Genomic DNA, 15,947 nt, shown 5'->3' with positions numbered 1-15,947 from the left:
CATTCTTTGGCAAGATTGCTGAAGGACGCTGATGCCTCATCGCAATCTTCGGTAATGGGCGCAGCATTGGTCTCTCACGAAACGAGTCGGAGAGATGTTCATGCCTCGCCAGCCCATGACATGCCAGTTCGATCTGTTCTCGGCCCCGCAGCGGGGGAAGACGGCAGGGACGCCGCAATGGTCGGAGTTGCCGGAGGAGACCCGCCAAGCGTTGACGGTGCTCATCGTGCGGCTGTTCGTCGATCACGCAAAGTGCGGACATGCCTGCCAACAGAAGGAGGCCGGTCATGATGCATGAGAAGATCGCGCCGCATCATCTGGAGCGGAAGGCCATCCTCTATGTTCGGCAGTCCTCGGCTCACCAGGTTCTGCACAATCGAGAGAGCAGCGCCCTCCAGTACGCCATGCGCGACCGTCTGGCAGCGCTTGGATGGTCACATATAGAGACGGTGGATGACGACCTTGGTCGTTCGGCCGCCGGCGGCGTGACCCGCGCTGGATTTGATCGGATGGTGGCGGAAGTCTGCCTTGGCAAGGTAGGCGCCGTGGCCGCGCGTGAGGTATCGCGCTTCGCCCGGAACAGCCGCGATTGGCAGCAACTCATCGAGATGTGCCGCGTTGTTGATACCGTCCTGGTCGACCAGGAAGCAGTTTATGCGCCCCGCCAGGGCAACGACCGCCTGCTCTTGGGTTTGAAGGGCAGCCTCAACGAGTATGAACTCGATCTCTTGCGTCAGCGTTCCCTTTCCGCCCGCTATGAGAAGGCTCGCCGCGGTGAACTCGTCGTCACTGTTCCGGCCGGCTTCGTAAAGGCCGGTGACAGGATCGAGAAGGATCCCAATCGGCGCATCCAGGAAGCCATCGCACTCGTCTTCGACAAGGTCACCGAACTCGGGAGTGCCCGGCAGGCCTTGCTATGGTTCCTTGAGCAGGGATTGGACCTGCCCGTCAGGTGCGCCAACGGTGACGTCATCTGGCGCAGGCCAAATTATGCCACCATCCACCGGATGATTGCGAACCCGATCTACGGCGGCGCTTATGCTTATGGTAAGAGTCGTTCCGTACCAGGATACGATGGCCGATCTGGAATTCGCCGCAAGGCGCGTGATGAATGGCTGGCGCTGATCCCGGATGCGCACGAAGGTTACATCAGTTGGGAACGGGCGGAGGAGATCCGCAAGATGGTCAGCGACAATGTACCGGCCAGTCGCCATCATGGAGCGCCGAAGCATGGCGGCGCTCTGCTTGCCGGCCTGTTCCGCTGCAAAAGGTGCGGCCGGAAGCTGACGGTTCGTTACACAGGAGCCAACCATAACATCCCGCGCTATTCCTGTTGGCGAGGGTTGCTCGACAACGGCGAACCACGTTGCATCGCCTTCGGCGGTCTGCGGGTCGATGACGCGATCGAAGAGGCACTTCTCGGCGTGGTCGAGCCAGGAGCCATTGCCGCCGCCGTCGAGGCGGAACGCAATATGGCCAACCAACGCGATCAGGTTCAGGATGCCCTGATGCGCGACCTCGAGGCAGCACGCTATGTAGCCGACCGGGCATTCCGGCAATATGACGCGGCTGATCCGGAGAATAGGCTGGTGACGTCGGAGCTGGAAGCACGCTGGAACAAGGCGCTGACTGGCGTCGGTGAGATCGAGGCCAAGATTGCCAAACATCGGACAGTTACGCCGCATCCGTTCCCCATGTCCGCATCACAGGTAACCGCACTTGCGGGAAACCTTCGCGCCGTCTGGACGGCGCCGACAACCGATGCAAGGCTGAAGAAGCGCATCGTGCGCACGCTCATCAATGAAGTGGTCGCCGATCTCGATGATGGAACCTCTGAGATCGTCCTCGTCATTCATTGGGTTGGAGGCGTCCACACCGAACTGCGCCTGCCGAAGCGACACCGTGGCCAAAGAAATGCGACCCCTGACGACATTGTCGACGCTGTGAAACAGCTCGTCTTGATCGCCAATGATGATGTGATTGCCGGTGTCCTCAATCGCAACGGACTGACGACCGGCAATGGCAATCGCTGGACACGGGAGCGGGTCACCGCGCTGAGGTCATATCGCAAGATTCCGGTCTTCCGTCCGCAGATCGACGGGGTTGAGCCATGGCTTAATCTGGGCGGTGCGGCGAAGTTACTCGGGATATCGCCAAAGACGCTGCGTCTGGCGGCCGAGGCTGGCGATATTAAGGGGGCTCATCCGCTACCCGATGGCCCATGGATCTTCAGCCGTTCCAAACTCGCGACCCCGCAAGCACGTCAGATTCTCGATCGTGTACGGAAGAACCCTCGCCACCCCGCGGGATCGCCTCCAGATCAGGAAAATCTATTCCTTTCGATGACATAGGAAGATGGGAGTTATGAAACAGGATTGTAGTATCTACGCCAATCCTCCATCTTTTCGCGGGCATCCGCAAGGGTCAGGAACCAATGCTGGTTCAGGCATTCTGCACGGAAGCGGCCATTGAACGCTTCGATGAAAGCATTATCAGTCGGCTTGCCGGGGCGTGAGAAGTCCAACGTCACACCCTTGGAATAGGCCCGCAGGTCCAAGTCGCGCGACACGAACTCGGTCCCTTGGTCGACACGGATCGTTTTCGGATAGCCGGCTTTTTGGCACACCCGTTCAAGGGTTTGCACAACGTCTTCGCCTCTATAGCTATGACGTGGATCAAGCACCGGCACGTAGCGCGAGAAGGTGTCGACCACCGTCAGCACGCGCAGTTTCTTACCCGTTGCGAGTTGGTCGTGAACGAAGTCCATCGCCCACGTTCCGATCACCGCCGCTTCAAGTTCACAGCCGACAATGTTGCCATGCTGCTTAACCGTGACGTTCACAACCGTTTTCAATCCTCGAGCCGACAGGGCCTACACGGATCACGACCTTGGCGCCCGCCATAATCGAGCGTAAGGGCCATCAGTTCTCACTAGGTCAGCGTGCTTTCCCTCCTCAATGACCCGCCCCTTGTCCAGGACCACAATATTGTCCGCCCCACGAACGGTGCTCAACCGATGAGTGATGACTATGATGGTCTTCCCAGCGCGAGACAGATCCTCAACAACCCGCAGCACAAATTCTTCGGCTGCCGAGTCCAGAGAGGAGGTCGCTTCGTCAAGGATTAGAACGTCGGGATCCCGGTACAGGGCCCGAGCCAATGCGAGGCGCTGCTTCTCACCTCCGGAGAGGCGAACCCCGTTCTCGCCCAGATGGGCCTGGAACCGCCCGGGCCAGCGCTCGATGCACTCCCGCAGTCCTATTCGATCACAGATGCGTACGATCTTATCGAACTCCGGTTCGAACTCGCCCAGGGCGATGTTCTCGATCACGGAACCGGAGAAGACGTCTATCGATTGCGGTACTGCAGCCATGACCTTGTGCAGTGATGCGCTCGAGAAATCCTGGAGGGCATATTGGCCGATCCGAATGCATCCATCCTCAAGCTGGTAGACATTCTGCAGCAGAGCCGCAAGGGTGCTTTTGCCCGAGCCGCTCTCACCCACGACGGCCGTCAACTCTCCTTGGCGAAAGGAGACGCTTAGATCGCTGAAAACCTCCGCCTGCGCGCCATAGCGGAATGTGACGTTCTCCAGGCGAATATCTCCGAGATCGGTCTTCGTAGCATCGATGCCGCTGCTGCTTGCCGACTCCAGTTCAAAGATCTCGAAAAGTCTATCCGCCGCGATAAACGCGTCTTGAACGATCCGGTTGGTCTGGATCAGGCGGGCGACCGGCCGGGTGATATAGCCAAGCAACGTATAGCAGGACAGCAATTCGCCGGGCGTGACGGCCTGTTCGAGCGCAAGCGTGGTTCCAAACCACATCAGCACGATGGTGAACAGGACCGACAGCAACGTCGAGGCGTTGTCGCCGCAGATTGAGATCAGCCCGGAGCTGTAGACGGAATGCAGCATCTTTACGAAGCGGGTCTCCATTTTGAAGTTTGCGAAGCTCTCGACGCCGGAAGTCTTAATGGTGGAGACAGCTCCGAGTGATTCTACCAGTTGCGCCTCGAGTTTGGCGTCATTTTCCATGATAACTCGTTGGAGATTTCGATTCATCCGATTGATGGCCCAATATACCAGGATGTACATTGGAATGGCGAGCGCCACGATCAAAGCAATATTCCAGGAATAGATGAACATCATTCCGAACGAGAACAGTATCATTAAAATGTCAACAAACATGTTTATCGAAACGTCGTTCAGGAAGCTCCTGATTTTCACAGCGTCGTTCATGCGCGACACGATTTCTCCCATGCGCATGCTATCGAAGAACTTCTGGGGCAGGGCCAGGATGTGATTGTAATAGCCGAGGATCAAGCATACGTCGATCTTCTGCCCCGTCTGCAGGACGAGTCGGCCTCTTAGGAGGTTGATCAGGATCTGTATCGCTAGGATCAGCAGCATTGCGATGCTCATCAAGTTGAGCAGGTTGCGGTTTCCCGCTGGGATCACGTGATCAACGATCTTCTGAACGTAGATCGCCGTCGAGAGACTGAGGACGGTCGTCACAAGAGCGCCGACGAGAGCCTGCGCCATCACCGTGCGGTGTGGCGCGAGTAGGCGGGCGAATCGGGCGAGGGGCGACGTGGTCTCGTCTCGACGATTGAATGTGTCTGCCGGAACCAGCAAAACCAGAACGCCGGTCCATTGCTCCATGAATTCCTGATGCGGCACTTTGCAGATTTCGCCCAAGGCCGGGTCCATGACGATGACCCACTTGGCGTCGATCGCATGGACCACTACGAAATGGTGCAGGTCCTCCTTGACGACGTGCGCGATAGCGGGCTTGGGGATCTTGTACAGGCTGTCGAAGCCACCTTTGACGCCTTTCGCGATGAAGCCCAGCTTCTGCGCCGCTTCCGTGAGCCCCAGCACACTCGTACCGGAGCGGTCGGTCGACGCATACTGGCGGATGCGCGCCAATGGCAACTTGTAGCCATAGAAGGCTGCGACAGATGCGAGGCTGGCGGCGCCGCAATCCGTGATGTCACGCTGTTTGAACTTAATGGCCTTACTCGACATGGAGGCTCGCTGGCTGTTGGGACAATATTAGCGCCCCGCCAGCATCGGGTTGAGCCAATCGTCTGCCTCGTCGTAGAGCAGTTGCAGGAGAGTGCGATTGGCCAACAGAAAGCGAGCCCGCACGGTCATGCCTTTCTTCAGGTGGCCGATGGCCCCGCTTTTCAGCGCGAGTTCGCTGCGAGAGAGCGCGCACTGGACCTTGAAGACCGGGTTCCCGTCATGCAGAGTGAAGTCCTGCGCCACCTCGACCACCCTTGCTTTGATGACACCCCATTGGTTGTAGTTAAAGGCATCCACTTGGAGCCGCACCGGCTGACCAGGCTGCACAAAGCCAATGTCGTTGGGGGAGACGTAGATTTCCGCCACCAGATCGTCGTTCGGCGAGATCCAACCAACGGTTTGCCCGCTCTGCACGTAGCTTCCGTGCGCGAGGCCGGAGAACTGCTCGAGAGCACCCGATACTGGGGCGCGGATGCGGTGCAGGTCCCGTTCGTGCTCGAGCTGATGCAAGGTGGCCGTGAGTTCCTTTAAGCGCAGGTTAGCATCAAGGAGCTTCTGGTTCCAATCAGCGGTTTTGCGTCGCACGAGGATCTCGCCTTGGACCTCGATATTTTGGAGAGCGAAAGCCTTCTCGTCAACGGTCTTCGCGGGCGCCGCAGCAGCCGAGACAAGTCGCTTTGCGCGGTCGAGTTCCGCCGCGGCGTTACTGCGCGCATTTTGGTTCTCGCGCAGCAAGTTGAGAAAATGCACCCTTTCAGCCGTCGCGGATTCGGTTTGGAGGGGGGGCGAGACGCTGAGCCTTGCGCCGGAAGAAATCAGCGTTTGGAAGTCATGGGCAAGATCGCTCTTGGCATGAATGTCGGCTAAAACCCCGCTGAGCTTTTCCTCGATTACATGATCGTCAAAGGCGATTATTTCCTTCCCCTTAGCAACGACATCGTTCTCAAAGGCAAGGACACGGGAGATGCGTCCGGAGACGGGCGCTATCAGGGGCGTCTTCTCCACGATCGGGCGAATAGTACCGACACTCTGCATGGAGACCGGGATGGTAACGAGTGGCAGTGAGCCAAATGCCGCGGCGACGAAGAGCAAGATCGCCCTATAAATGCTCAAGGATCGTCCTGATCGTCGCGCCAGTATGCTTTCTGCGGTGCAGCTGGCCGTTTCAGCAGAAAGGGGAACTGCTAGTCTGTAGTCACTAGGAGCCATCGAGAGCCAGCTCGCTTATCAACCAAACAAGTGTCCGTAACGTCGCAAAAACAAGTAAACCCAAAAATACCAACCTCCGGAGGTTTCAGCTGCTTCTTGAGGGGTTAATTCGGTTACACGATAGGCTGCCATGTTGTTCATCATTGGTGTCTCCGTTCAGAGCTGGATTGAGAAGATGCCAAGGTCCCCGTTGGGAGCTCCTAGCGGCGCGCAACAAAAAGGTTCAAGATTCGTGCCAATGCAGAAGGAGCGAAAAGCATCAGAAAACTGTTCTGTATGTTATTCAATGGCTGCCCTAGAGCGCCGAGACGTGCCAAACCGCACATCACGCTGTCGCAAGCACGACAAACCGAGTAGGGTTCTGAATGAACGTCCTGAACAGGATCGACAGCTCCAAAGTTCGGTGGCGACGGTACAGTTGAGACTCGGCGCTCAGTAAGCGCGCCCCCATCCGCGTAGCCCCCATCGAGTTTGCCGTCGATTTTTGTTGCTGCTGATTCACTCTGAAACCTGGTGAATTGTTGGTGGCCCTCCGCACGATAGTGGGCGCGGATGCGCCGCTTGGTGCCGCGGGCCGTCGCCTTGCGCTGTGGCGGCAAATAATAGGCCGTCGCTCGAAGCCGGAGTGCCCATGGATCGGTAACCCCGCCTGCGCCTCGACCACCCTGGCTAGCGCCCGGTCGTAGGCTTCGCTCTCGACATGCCACTGTCGAACACGGATTAACACCCACAAGGTGTGGGTGTCTGTGGCATCGGCCATCATGCGCAGGCCAAAGCTAGTCTCTTCTGCGAGGATGACGTTCATCGCAGGGCGCTCCTGTACGCAGATGACTGAATGCTTCGCAGAAGCCAGTCGCAGCATCCACGTCTGGACGTCGCCTTCGCAATCGAGCCGCCCGGAATCGTAACAGCCCGAGCTGGCGCGGCCAAGCTCGCGTAACCGGATGTCGAGGTGAGCTTGAGATTTGCCAGCTATCCTCCTGTCGCAACGGCCCCGCGAGACGATCGCTGTCGGCCACAGCCTGGGCCGGAACAAGTGCAGGTCTGAGATCGCCATAGCGTCGGGACCCGCCCAAGCATTGCCCAATAGGTCTCGTGTTTCTTTTCGCATCCGGTGGATCTTTTACTTGACACATCCGGCCATAGCATCTGCCAATAGGGACAAGGCCACGCCCTGGTAAACGTGAAATACGGCAGGATGCTAGGCCTTCAGGCCTACAGCCAGGTCTCGGATCGATACGGGTCGATCCGTCTGTCGTCCTCGTCGATCAGACGCTTGAGCCATTCCAGCGCCGCGATGGCGGACCCGATGTGCTGCATTGTTCCGGAATTCGAGCAGGCTCAGCAGCCTCGGCAACATGCGTGGATAATGAAATGCCGTAGGAGGAACGTGGCACCGCCTGGGCTCGCTGCTTAGGAACCGCCAGTCTTGTATTTGCGGACCAGAGCCGAAAGTATCGCCTGTTCGGCAATTTCGGCACCGCTCCGTCGAGGGCCTTGATCGCGGACCCGGCGATGCGAGCCAAAAGGCGCTCCTCGCTGGCCCCTTTTCAATTTCTTGGCGATCGAGGCGACGACCCTACGTTCCCATTCGCCACCATCTTGTGCACTTTGATCTGAACCCTTCAAACTGGACCAGTTTTGGTTAGAGTTTTCCGGTGCATTTTCCTGGCTGGGAAAGGGACCAGAAGACGATGAAAGCGTCGCAGTTTTCGGACGCTCAGAAGGCGTTCATTCTGAAGCAAGGTGATGAAGGCGTGTCGGTTGCTGAAATCTGCAGGAAGGCGGGGATCAGCCAGGCGACTTATTTCAACTGGAAGAAAAAATACGCGGGCATGCTGCCACCGGAGATGAAGAGGCTGAAACAGCTCGAGGACGAGAATTCGCGCCTGAAGAAGATCGTCGCGGATCTGACGCTGGACCGCGAGATGTTGCAGGATGTCATCCGCCGAAAGCTCTAAGGCCTGCTCGGAAGCGGGAGATGGTGAAAGGCATGTGCTGCGATTGGGCGATCTCGATCCGACGTGCTTGTGGAGCGTTGAACTTCGATCGATCAACTCACCACTATACCTCTCGCCGTGCTGATCAGGCCGGTCTGGAACGTCGTATTCGCGAGATCTGCGAGATCCGTGTGCGGTACGGCTGTAAGCATCCGGTGAAGGACGCAGGTCAGGCCGCTTGAGCATCCAGCGCCGTCGGCGTCCAGTTCCACGGAAGCAATTGTTCCAGTTTGCTCGTCGGCGTGTCAGCGATGTTGGCGAGGACATCAGCAAGCCAGGCTTGCGGATCGATGTCGTTGAGCTTTGCGCTCATGATCAGCGTCGCCATGAAGGCTGCGCGATCAGCACCACGATCCGATCCGGCGAAGAGCCATGACTTCCTTCCGAGAGCAAAGCCTCGCAGCGCCCGCTCGGCTGCATTGTTCGTCAGGCAAATTCTCCCATCTTCCAGGAATGACGTGAAGCCGTCCCAACGCTTCAGCATGTAATCGATAGCCTCGGCGACAGGAGAACTGCGCGACAGCTTTGCCCGCTCGGTCCGCATCCAGTCCTCGAGTTCTTTGACGAGTGAGAGGCTGTCGATGCGACGGCGCTGCAGGCGTTCGTCGGCGGCAAGCCCGTTGATCTCCCGCTCGATGTCGAACAGGGCATCGATCCGTTTGACAGCCTCCAGCGCCAGCGGCGAGATCGGCATGGCACGGCTGCCGCGTTTGGCATTCGTGGCAATGTCAGCGAGCACAAAGAACTTGCGGCGTGAGTGCGCCCAGCACAGTGCCTGCGTCAGCGGATCGGGATCGCGGTCAACCTTGAACAGGGGATTGTAGCCGCCATAAGCATCCGCTTGCAGAATGCCGGTAAAGGTCTTCAGGTGGCGCTCGGGATGCTCCTGCCGCCGGTCCCGCGACGCATAGTAAAGAGCTGCCGGTGGTGACTGCCCGCTGAACGGTCGGTCATCCCGGACATATGTCCAGATGCGCCCCGTATCGGTTTTGCCTTTCGCCAGGATCGGCACGGTGGTGTCGTCGCCATGCAGCCGCTCGGCGGCCAGAACATGCGCCTCGATCAACGAATGAATGGGCTTCAGCGCCGCCGCGCAAGCACCGACCTGGTCGGCCAGTGTCGATAAGCTGAGGTCGATCCCCTCTCGGCCATAGCGCTCGCTCTGGCGGTTCAGCGGTTGATGCTGGGCGAACTTCTCAAACAGGATCATCGCCAGCAGGTTCGGCCCGGCAAAACCGCGCGGCGTCACATGGAAAGGTGCGGGCGGCTGAGTGATCTTCTCGCATTCGCGGCAGGAGAACTTCTCCCGCACAGTCTGGATGACTTTCCACTGGCGCGGGATCACCTCCAGCGTCTCGGTGATGTCCTCGCCGAGCTTCGACAGCCTGGCGGAACCGCAGCAGCGGCAACTCGTCGGGGCGGCGATGACGACGCGCTCGCGCGGCAGGTGTTCGGGAAACGGCTTCCGTGATGGACGCTTTCGCTCGAACGCCCGGACTGTAGAAGCCTTGGCAGCAATCTCCGCCGCCAGTTCGTCTTCACCAGCGTCGGCTTCGAGTTCCTCGAGTTGCAGCTCCATCTGCTCGAGAAGTCGCGCCTTGCGCTCGGACCGGCTGCCGTAAAGTTCACGGCGAACCTTCTCGATCTCCAGCTTCAACCGCGCGATCAGCGCTTCTGAATGTGACACGAGCGCCTTGGCACTGGCGGCTTCCGCCTCGGCTTTCATACGCCAGGCACGCTCTTGCGCCAGCAGTGCAAGCGCACTGGCAAGATCGTCAGGAAGCTGTTCGGCCGCATCGTTCATGGTAGGATGGAATCATATTCGACCCAGCCATTCCAGTGCTTTTGCTCATCCTGCCGACGTCGGTCGCCAGGTTTTTTGCGGCATCCGCCAGTCTATACCTTCCAGCAGATAACCGAGCTGCGCCGGTGTGATCACCACCGATCCATCTGCCGCCGACGGCCAGACGAAGCGTCCGCGTTCAAGCTTCTTCGTAAACAGGCAGGCTCCCTGGCCGTCATGCCAGATGACCTTGATCAGGCCACCACCGCGACCGCGGAACACGAACAGGTGTCCGCACATCGGATCGCGCTTCAGCGTCTCCTGCACCATCAGCGATAGGCCGGGGAAGCCTTTGCGCATGTCCGTATGGCCTGTCGCCAGCCAGACCTTCACACCACTCGGAACCGGGATCATCTCCGTTCCAGCACGACATCGAGAATACGGCCCAGCGCCTCGGTATCGATGTCGCTGTCCACGCGAATACGACGGCCCCGACCCAGCTCAATCGTCACATCGCTACGCTTCCGGCGGGACTGCGATGGGGCAGGCGGCCCCGAGGGAATGGGCGTGGCTGGAGGCGCGGCCTCGGATAGGATCACCGGCACCAACGTGCTCGCCGTTTCCGTCTTCGGCTCCTCGATTTGGCAAAGCTCCTTGCGCCAACGGAAAAGCTGGCTGACATGGATACCGGCCGCACGGGCAATCTCGGAAAGCACCGCATCTGGCTCAAAGCAGGCCGCAACAAGCCGCTCTTTGTCTTCCCGAGACCAGCGCCGTCGGCGCTCGACAGACGTGATCACTTCAATCGGATGCTTCGTCATAGGACTACTCCTAGTGTTTGCACTAGGACTTCCGATGTTCGTCTCAACCTCGCAAGACGGCCCTCACCGGGCGCTTACGTACGGCTATCGCCGCGTGCATGTGCTGTTGGAACGCGAGGGTTGGGGCACCAACATCAAGCGAACCTACCGCATTTACAGGGACTTGGGGCTACAGTTGCGGAACAAGACACCGAAGCGGGGGGTAAAAGCCAAGCTTCGCGAGGATCGGCACATGGCCGTCGGACCCAACGACGTCTGGGCGATGGACTTCGTTCACGACCAACTCGCAACGGGTAAGAAACTGCGCGTGCTGACGGTGGTCGACACCTTCTCGCGCTACGTGCCGGTGCTTGATCCACGTCATAGCTATAGAGGCGAAGACGTTGTGCAAACCCTTGAACGGGTGTGCCAAAAAGCCGGCTATCCGAAAACGATCCGTGTCGACCAAGGGACCGAGTTCGTGTCGCGCGACTTGGACCTGTGGGCCTATTCCAAGGGTGTGACGTTGGACTTCTCACGCCCCGGCAAGCCGACTGATAATGCTTTCATCGAAGCGTTCAATGGCCGCTTCCGTGCAGAATGCCTGAACCAGCATTGGTTCCTGACCCTTGCGGATGCCCGCGAAAAGATGGAGGATTGGCGTAGATACTACAATGAGGAAAGACCTCATGGTGCGATCGGCAACAAGGTGCCGATCTCGTTGGTGAATTCGGGAGGCGCAACCAGCCCGCCTCCCTGAATGAAGCCGGAAAACTCTAGCATCCGGTGGTCCAACGTTTGGGAGCGGTTCAGAAATTCTCAGTGGCAGGTCAGACGCCGGATGAAAATTCAGTGGCAGGTCACACTGTCTCGACCAAGAGATGGAGGACCGCGTCAGCGGTTTCCGCCTCGCCTAAAAAGATAGCGTAAATGCCAAGGTGATAAGGCTGAGGATGCCGCCGAACTTCCCGCGCAGTTTCTTGGCCGAAACGACGATACAGCCGCTCCCCCTAGCAGCGCCTGCACCGGCCGTCAGGCCGGTTAAGCGAAGCGGGTTACCTCGATGAAGCTTGTTTACGGAGGAAACATTTGATTGATGAAAGGATAAACGCGCGCGAGACCGGCTTCTTACTTTTGCTTTCCCACAATAAAACTCGCTAAAATTTCCTGGCTTTTCGATCGACTCTCTTTTGAGAGGAACCCACAGGTGCCCCAGAAGACGCTGGCGATTTATCAATAGATGAAGAACTTGCCGTTGCCATCCCTTCCTCAGGAAGCGTAGCTACTTGAGCGGCACTGTCAATCGCTCTACGGCAGTCATCAAGGAAGTCAGCTATATATTCATTGACATAGACAACCAACGGCTCCTTTGGAACAACAATCAGACGCCGTTTGTCCGTTTTATCCCGAGTGATGTCGATGAACCCACGCAAATGCGCTGCCTCGACATACTTTTGGCAAACAGTCTGGTTTTTGAAAGGCAGATAGCGACACGCCTGCATCTTCGTCATGGGTTTGTTATTGGCGTCCATATGATATACTTTAAGCATCAATCCAAGAATATTCCTCAGGAATAGTTTTTCTTCGGAATTTTCGCTAAAGAGATCTGACAAAAACGAGTCGAATTTTCTCAAGCTTATGCTTTACGCCGACGTCGATCTGTTCTGGCGTATATATTTTTCTTCGTGTTGTCTTCGTCACGGCCACGCCTCTGCGCAATGGGTCGTTCTGTTTTCACCCAAAGCCTGTTACCGGATCCCATCGCGGCGACATTTATCATATGTATGTCTTCATAACTACGACGAATATAAGAATTTGCGGGCGGTCGTGAGACTAACCTTCATCGTGCACGAGCCCCCGCTCTTGTTTTCACATCCATTTAAAAAAACAGTTACACAAGTGTAACTACGAGTGCTATCAAAAATTCGGGAGCTTCGCTTCCGATGGAAGGTCGGTCTCTTGATTGGCCCCCGACCAGCTCGCCCGCCGCCCGAGCTGGCATGCAAGAGCCCGACCTTCCGTTTTGCACGTGGCTTTTCGAACCAGGGATCCGAAATGAATAAAGAGATTTGGAAAGATTACAGCCAACCTTTCGGGACGATTGGTCCATTGATGACAGTGGGCGAAATTCTGGAAAAGAATATTGATGCGGGATACAACGCCTATGATGAGTATGCAAACGCAGCTCTTCAGAAATTTGCTCGGTATGCCTCAGAATTCCTCTCCAATCCACATCCTCATTTAGGTCGGGACGGGAGCGTTTGCCCTTTCGTTCCCGAGGCTCTGACGAAGGGGCTTTTACGGGTTGCCGCGTCGCAAGCTGTTGCAGTTGACGAAATCGAAAACGATTTGGCGCGTATGCTCGCCGTCTTCAGCCAGATGAAACCCGTAAAGTCCTTCAACGATCGAACGGGCGACTGGATCTATAAGGCCATTATCATTGCCCTTCCTGGAATACAGGATGAAGGAGAGATCATCAGGATTGGTCAACTGCAAAAACGGCTGAAGCCCGACTTCATTCAGGAAGGTTTCATGATCGGTGAATTTTATCCAGGTTGCCCGGAGCCCGGTTTGCACAACAGGATGTTTCGACCGCTCGACACAACGGTTCCAGCCTTGGCTATTCGGCATATCACCAAATATGATGCTCCTTTCATGCTCGATAGCGATAAGTGCCTGGAGGCTTACTTCAGTATTTTTGGGAACGAGGGTCGCCGCCGCATTAGGCAGCTTTTGGAGCGAACCGCCTGAAACTTACTCGCAAGAGGGCTGTACTCGCAGTCGCTGAAACAGCTATCCTCGATCGTCCTACCAGGTGAACCGGAAGGAAACGACTATGTTGGACGTTCATCCGAACGTACTTGCTGAACTGCACCAGATCGGAGCGTCGACGGTACGATTGTGGCGCTATAGTGAGTTCGCCACCCCTATTACATCTCCTTCCGATTTAGCCTCTGCTATCGGCGTTCCCGTGGGGCGCGTTGCAAAGACGATGATTATTGCCGAGCAGAAAGCGAACGATGTGATGCGCCGGTCTCATCCTGCGCGCCACCTTTGTGCCGTTTTGCTGCCATCACCTTCAAAGATTGACATGAAAGCGGTTGCTGGCACGTATGGATGGAAACGAGCCGAGCTTGCTCAGAAAGAACAGGTACTCGATCTCTTCGGCTACCCGTCAGGAAGCGTATCACCATTCGGTCTCCAGAAGATCGCTGTACTGATCGACACCGCCCTTTTTTCTTATCCTACCGTAGTCACAGGTGCGGGCAAGGTTGGAGTCGAGCTTGAGATCGACACAAGCATGCTTTGGAAGATCGGGCAGCCGTTACAGACGCGTGGACGGGCCAGTCAAACCTAACGCCTCGTCACCTTTCATAGAGATGCCGTGAGGTAGGTTATTTCTTCGGGAAAGGAAATGCGGTTCCACGTAACGGCGCCTCGATTAGAGAATGAGGGTTCAATACGTATGTTGCGTAATCGGACTCATAGTGCGCACTATAACGAAAATCGTCACACCCGTCCCAACGTCTGCACGACATCTTCACCTCGATAGCTGTGAGGCGGATCAAGCGCGGGAACATAGCGTGAGAAGGTGGCGACCACCGTCAGGACCCGCAGTTTCTTTCCGGTTGCGAGCTGGTCGTGCACGAAGTCCATCGCCCACACGTCATTTGGTCCGACAGCCATTTGCCGATCCTCGCGAAGTTTCGCCTTAACACGGCGCTTCCGAGTCTTATTCCGCAGCTGCAGTCCCAAGTCCCTGTAAATGCGATAGGTTCGCTTGATGTTGGTGCCCCAACCCTCGCGTTCCAAAAGCACATGCACGCGACGATAGCCGTAGCGCACCCGCGCTTACAGGTCTAGACCGGCCTCGGCGCGGCGAGAGATGTAGTGATCGGTCGACCGATCGAAGTTCAACGCGCCACAGGCACGCCGGATCGAGATCGCCCAATCGCGGCACATGACACCACCTCCCGCTACCCCTCAGGCCTTAGAGCTTTCGGCGGATGGCGTCCTGCAGCATCTCACGGTCCAACGTCAGATCCGCGACGATCTTCTTCAATCGCGAATTCCCGTCCTCAAGCTGCTTGCGCCTCTTCATCTCTGGCGGCAACATGCCGGCGTACTTTTTCTTCCAGTTGAAGTAAGTCGTCTGACTGATCCCCGCCTTGCGACAAATCTCCGCGATCGAGACGCCCTCATCACCCTGCTTCAAAATGAACGCCTTCTGAGCGTCCGAAAACTGCGATGCCTTCATCGTGTTCCGTTCCTTTTCCCAGCCAGGAAAATGCACCGGAAAACTCTAACCAAAATTGGTCCAGTTTGAAGGGTTGAGAGCAATTTCCCTATCGTAAAACCTGTGATCCTATGAAGTTAAGATGGGGAATGTTAAGGACATATAACAGCGTGCACGAAAGACGCGGAAGCCAACTGCGTCACATCTATTTCTGGTATCGGCGCTGTTGCGCTGCGGCCAAAACCGCACTGGCTCCTGATCCTTCCACCTTCGGAAGGGGCCGTGATCTCGCCTGGGTCGACCGTATGCTAGTTCGATCAGCAACCCTTTGACGGTGAAGATTCCTGGTTATTCACCTGGTGGATCAATGCCATACAAACAATCAATTTTACGAAGCCATGGGATGTTATTAAACACCTCGATTATGAATTGGGGACCCCATGATGTTGCTCCACCGAGAGCAGCCGAGGGCAAGGTCACAGACCTGGCCGGTAAATGGAGACGAACATGGCCAACGTGGAACTGCAGAAGGCGCTCTCGTCTGCCAATCAAGCGCCGAGACATAGCTCTGGGTCCTTTCTTCGCCTACTGCAGGAGCCTCGTCGCATTAAACCGAATACCAGCTTTAACACATTTGGGTCGCCACAAAAGCTGAACAACCACTATCCGATCTTGCCAATCCTTGGCTTCTCAAAAGTGAACGGAGCTGTGGGTATGCGAGATGGGGTGTTACCCACCGCGAAGTCATACATGAATACGAATGATTCAATGTCATTTCAACGTGAGCATTATGATTAGCTCATCGGCGTCAGCATCGTTTTTTAGAACCAGCAGCTTTTCGATGATTCCTGGCGAAAGACATCGGGGCCACCCTCCGGTCTTGGTCACC

Annotated in this window: 11 protein-coding genes and 5 pseudogenes; 6 read left to right on the top strand and 10 right to left on the bottom strand. The window is 56.9% G+C overall.

Annotated elements, in window-relative coordinates:
• Nucleotides 1-100 precede the first annotated feature (100 nt).
• Complete coding sequence (locus MHI61_RS01895; RefSeq protein WP_011053487.1) at nucleotides 101-298, top strand: hypothetical protein; 198 nt, start codon at nucleotides 101-103, stop codon at nucleotides 296-298.
• Nucleotides 288-2,351 carry a recombinase family protein gene (locus MHI61_RS01890; protein ID WP_011053488.1) on the top strand — a complete coding sequence of 688 codons (2,064 nt, stop codon included), beginning with the start codon at nucleotides 288-290 and terminating at the stop codon, nucleotides 2,349-2,351. Before MHI61_RS01895 ends, MHI61_RS01890 begins: the two co-directional genes overlap by 11 nt.
• A 23-nt stretch (nucleotides 2,352-2,374) precedes the next feature.
• Here MHI61_RS01890 and MHI61_RS01885 read toward each other — a convergent pair.
• The 5 genes and pseudogenes from MHI61_RS01885 to MHI61_RS01870 form a co-directional block, all read right to left on the bottom strand.
• Nucleotides 2,375-2,773 (bottom strand): annotated as a pseudogene (locus MHI61_RS01885) (DDE-type integrase/transposase/recombinase); the annotation flags it as partial.
• Nucleotides 2,774-2,881: 108 nt separating this feature from the next.
• Complete coding sequence (locus MHI61_RS01880; protein WP_004676279.1) at nucleotides 2,882-5,029, bottom strand: peptidase domain-containing ABC transporter; 2,148 nt, start codon at nucleotides 5,027-5,029, stop codon at nucleotides 2,882-2,884.
• Nucleotides 5,030-5,056: 27 nt separating this feature from the next.
• Nucleotides 5,057-6,142, bottom strand: a complete 1,086-nt coding sequence (locus MHI61_RS01875) for an HlyD family efflux transporter periplasmic adaptor subunit (RefSeq protein ID WP_008533948.1) — start codon at nucleotides 6,140-6,142, stop codon at nucleotides 5,057-5,059.
• A 114-nt stretch (nucleotides 6,143-6,256) separates the two neighbouring features.
• On the bottom strand, nucleotides 6,257-6,382 hold the full coding sequence (locus MHI61_RS32570) for a hypothetical protein (RefSeq protein ID WP_004676277.1): 126 nt from the start codon (nucleotides 6,380-6,382) through the stop codon (nucleotides 6,257-6,259).
• 462 nt (nucleotides 6,383-6,844) lie between these two features.
• Nucleotides 6,845-7,107 (bottom strand): annotated as a pseudogene (locus MHI61_RS01870) (Tn3 family transposase); the annotation flags it as partial.
• A gap of 825 nt (nucleotides 7,108-7,932) precedes the next feature.
• Here MHI61_RS01870 and MHI61_RS01865 point away from each other — a divergent pair.
• Nucleotides 7,933-8,381 (top strand): annotated as a pseudogene (locus MHI61_RS01865) (IS3-like element ISRel21 family transposase); the annotation flags it as partial.
• Nucleotides 8,382-8,407: 26 nt separating this feature from the next.
• Here MHI61_RS01865 and MHI61_RS01860 read toward each other — a convergent pair.
• From MHI61_RS01860 to MHI61_RS01850, 3 genes are read right to left on the bottom strand one after another with little or no spacing between them, the layout of a single operon-like run.
• Nucleotides 8,408-10,042, bottom strand: coding sequence for an IS66 family transposase (locus tag MHI61_RS01860; protein WP_029875830.1), 1,635 nt, complete (start codon nucleotides 10,040-10,042; stop codon nucleotides 8,408-8,410).
• A gap of 45 nt (nucleotides 10,043-10,087) precedes the next feature.
• A complete protein-coding gene (tnpB, locus tag MHI61_RS01855) occupies nucleotides 10,088-10,435 on the bottom strand; it encodes an IS66 family insertion sequence element accessory protein TnpB (protein WP_008536947.1) in 348 nt (115 codons plus the stop codon).
• Nucleotides 10,432-10,842, bottom strand: coding sequence for a transposase (locus tag MHI61_RS01850; RefSeq protein WP_029875829.1), 411 nt, complete (start codon nucleotides 10,840-10,842; stop codon nucleotides 10,432-10,434). Before MHI61_RS01850 ends, tnpB begins: the two co-directional genes overlap by 4 nt.
• 79 nt (nucleotides 10,843-10,921) lie before the next feature.
• Here MHI61_RS01850 and MHI61_RS01845 point away from each other — a divergent pair.
• Nucleotides 10,922-11,581 (top strand): annotated as a pseudogene (locus tag MHI61_RS01845) (IS3-like element ISRel21 family transposase); the annotation flags it as partial.
• Between the two features lie 397 nt (nucleotides 11,582-11,978).
• Here MHI61_RS01845 and MHI61_RS01840 read toward each other — a convergent pair.
• Entirely contained in the window at nucleotides 11,979-12,455 is a 477-nt protein-coding gene (locus MHI61_RS01840) for a hypothetical protein (RefSeq protein ID WP_239789237.1), read from the bottom strand.
• A gap of 421 nt (nucleotides 12,456-12,876) precedes the next feature.
• Here MHI61_RS01840 and MHI61_RS01835 point away from each other — a divergent pair, with 421 nt between their 5' ends.
• Both MHI61_RS01835 and MHI61_RS01830 read left to right on the top strand, forming a co-directional pair.
• On the top strand, nucleotides 12,877-13,572 hold the full coding sequence (locus tag MHI61_RS01835; protein WP_004677746.1) for a DUF6875 domain-containing protein: 696 nt from the start codon (nucleotides 12,877-12,879) through the stop codon (nucleotides 13,570-13,572).
• 85 nt (nucleotides 13,573-13,657) lie between these two features.
• The gene (locus MHI61_RS01830; protein WP_004677747.1) at nucleotides 13,658-14,179 is read left to right on the top strand and encodes a YbaK/EbsC family protein; all 522 of its coding nucleotides are present in this window, start codon (nucleotides 13,658-13,660) and stop codon (nucleotides 14,177-14,179) included.
• A 155-nt stretch (nucleotides 14,180-14,334) separates the two neighbouring features.
• On the opposite strand, the pseudogene MHI61_RS01825 reads toward MHI61_RS01830, so the two are convergent.
• A pseudogene (locus MHI61_RS01825) lies at nucleotides 14,335-15,079 on the bottom strand (transposase); the annotation flags it as partial.
• Nucleotides 15,080-15,947: the final 868 nt, after the last annotated feature.

Origin of the sequence: Rhizobium sp. K102 (assembly GCF_022385315.1) — a bacterium.
Classification (GTDB): Bacteria; Pseudomonadota; Alphaproteobacteria; order Rhizobiales; family Rhizobiaceae; genus Rhizobium; species Rhizobium croatiense.
The sequence above is the reverse complement of the archived record's forward strand: the minus strand, read 5'-3'. Positions and strand labels throughout refer to the sequence as shown.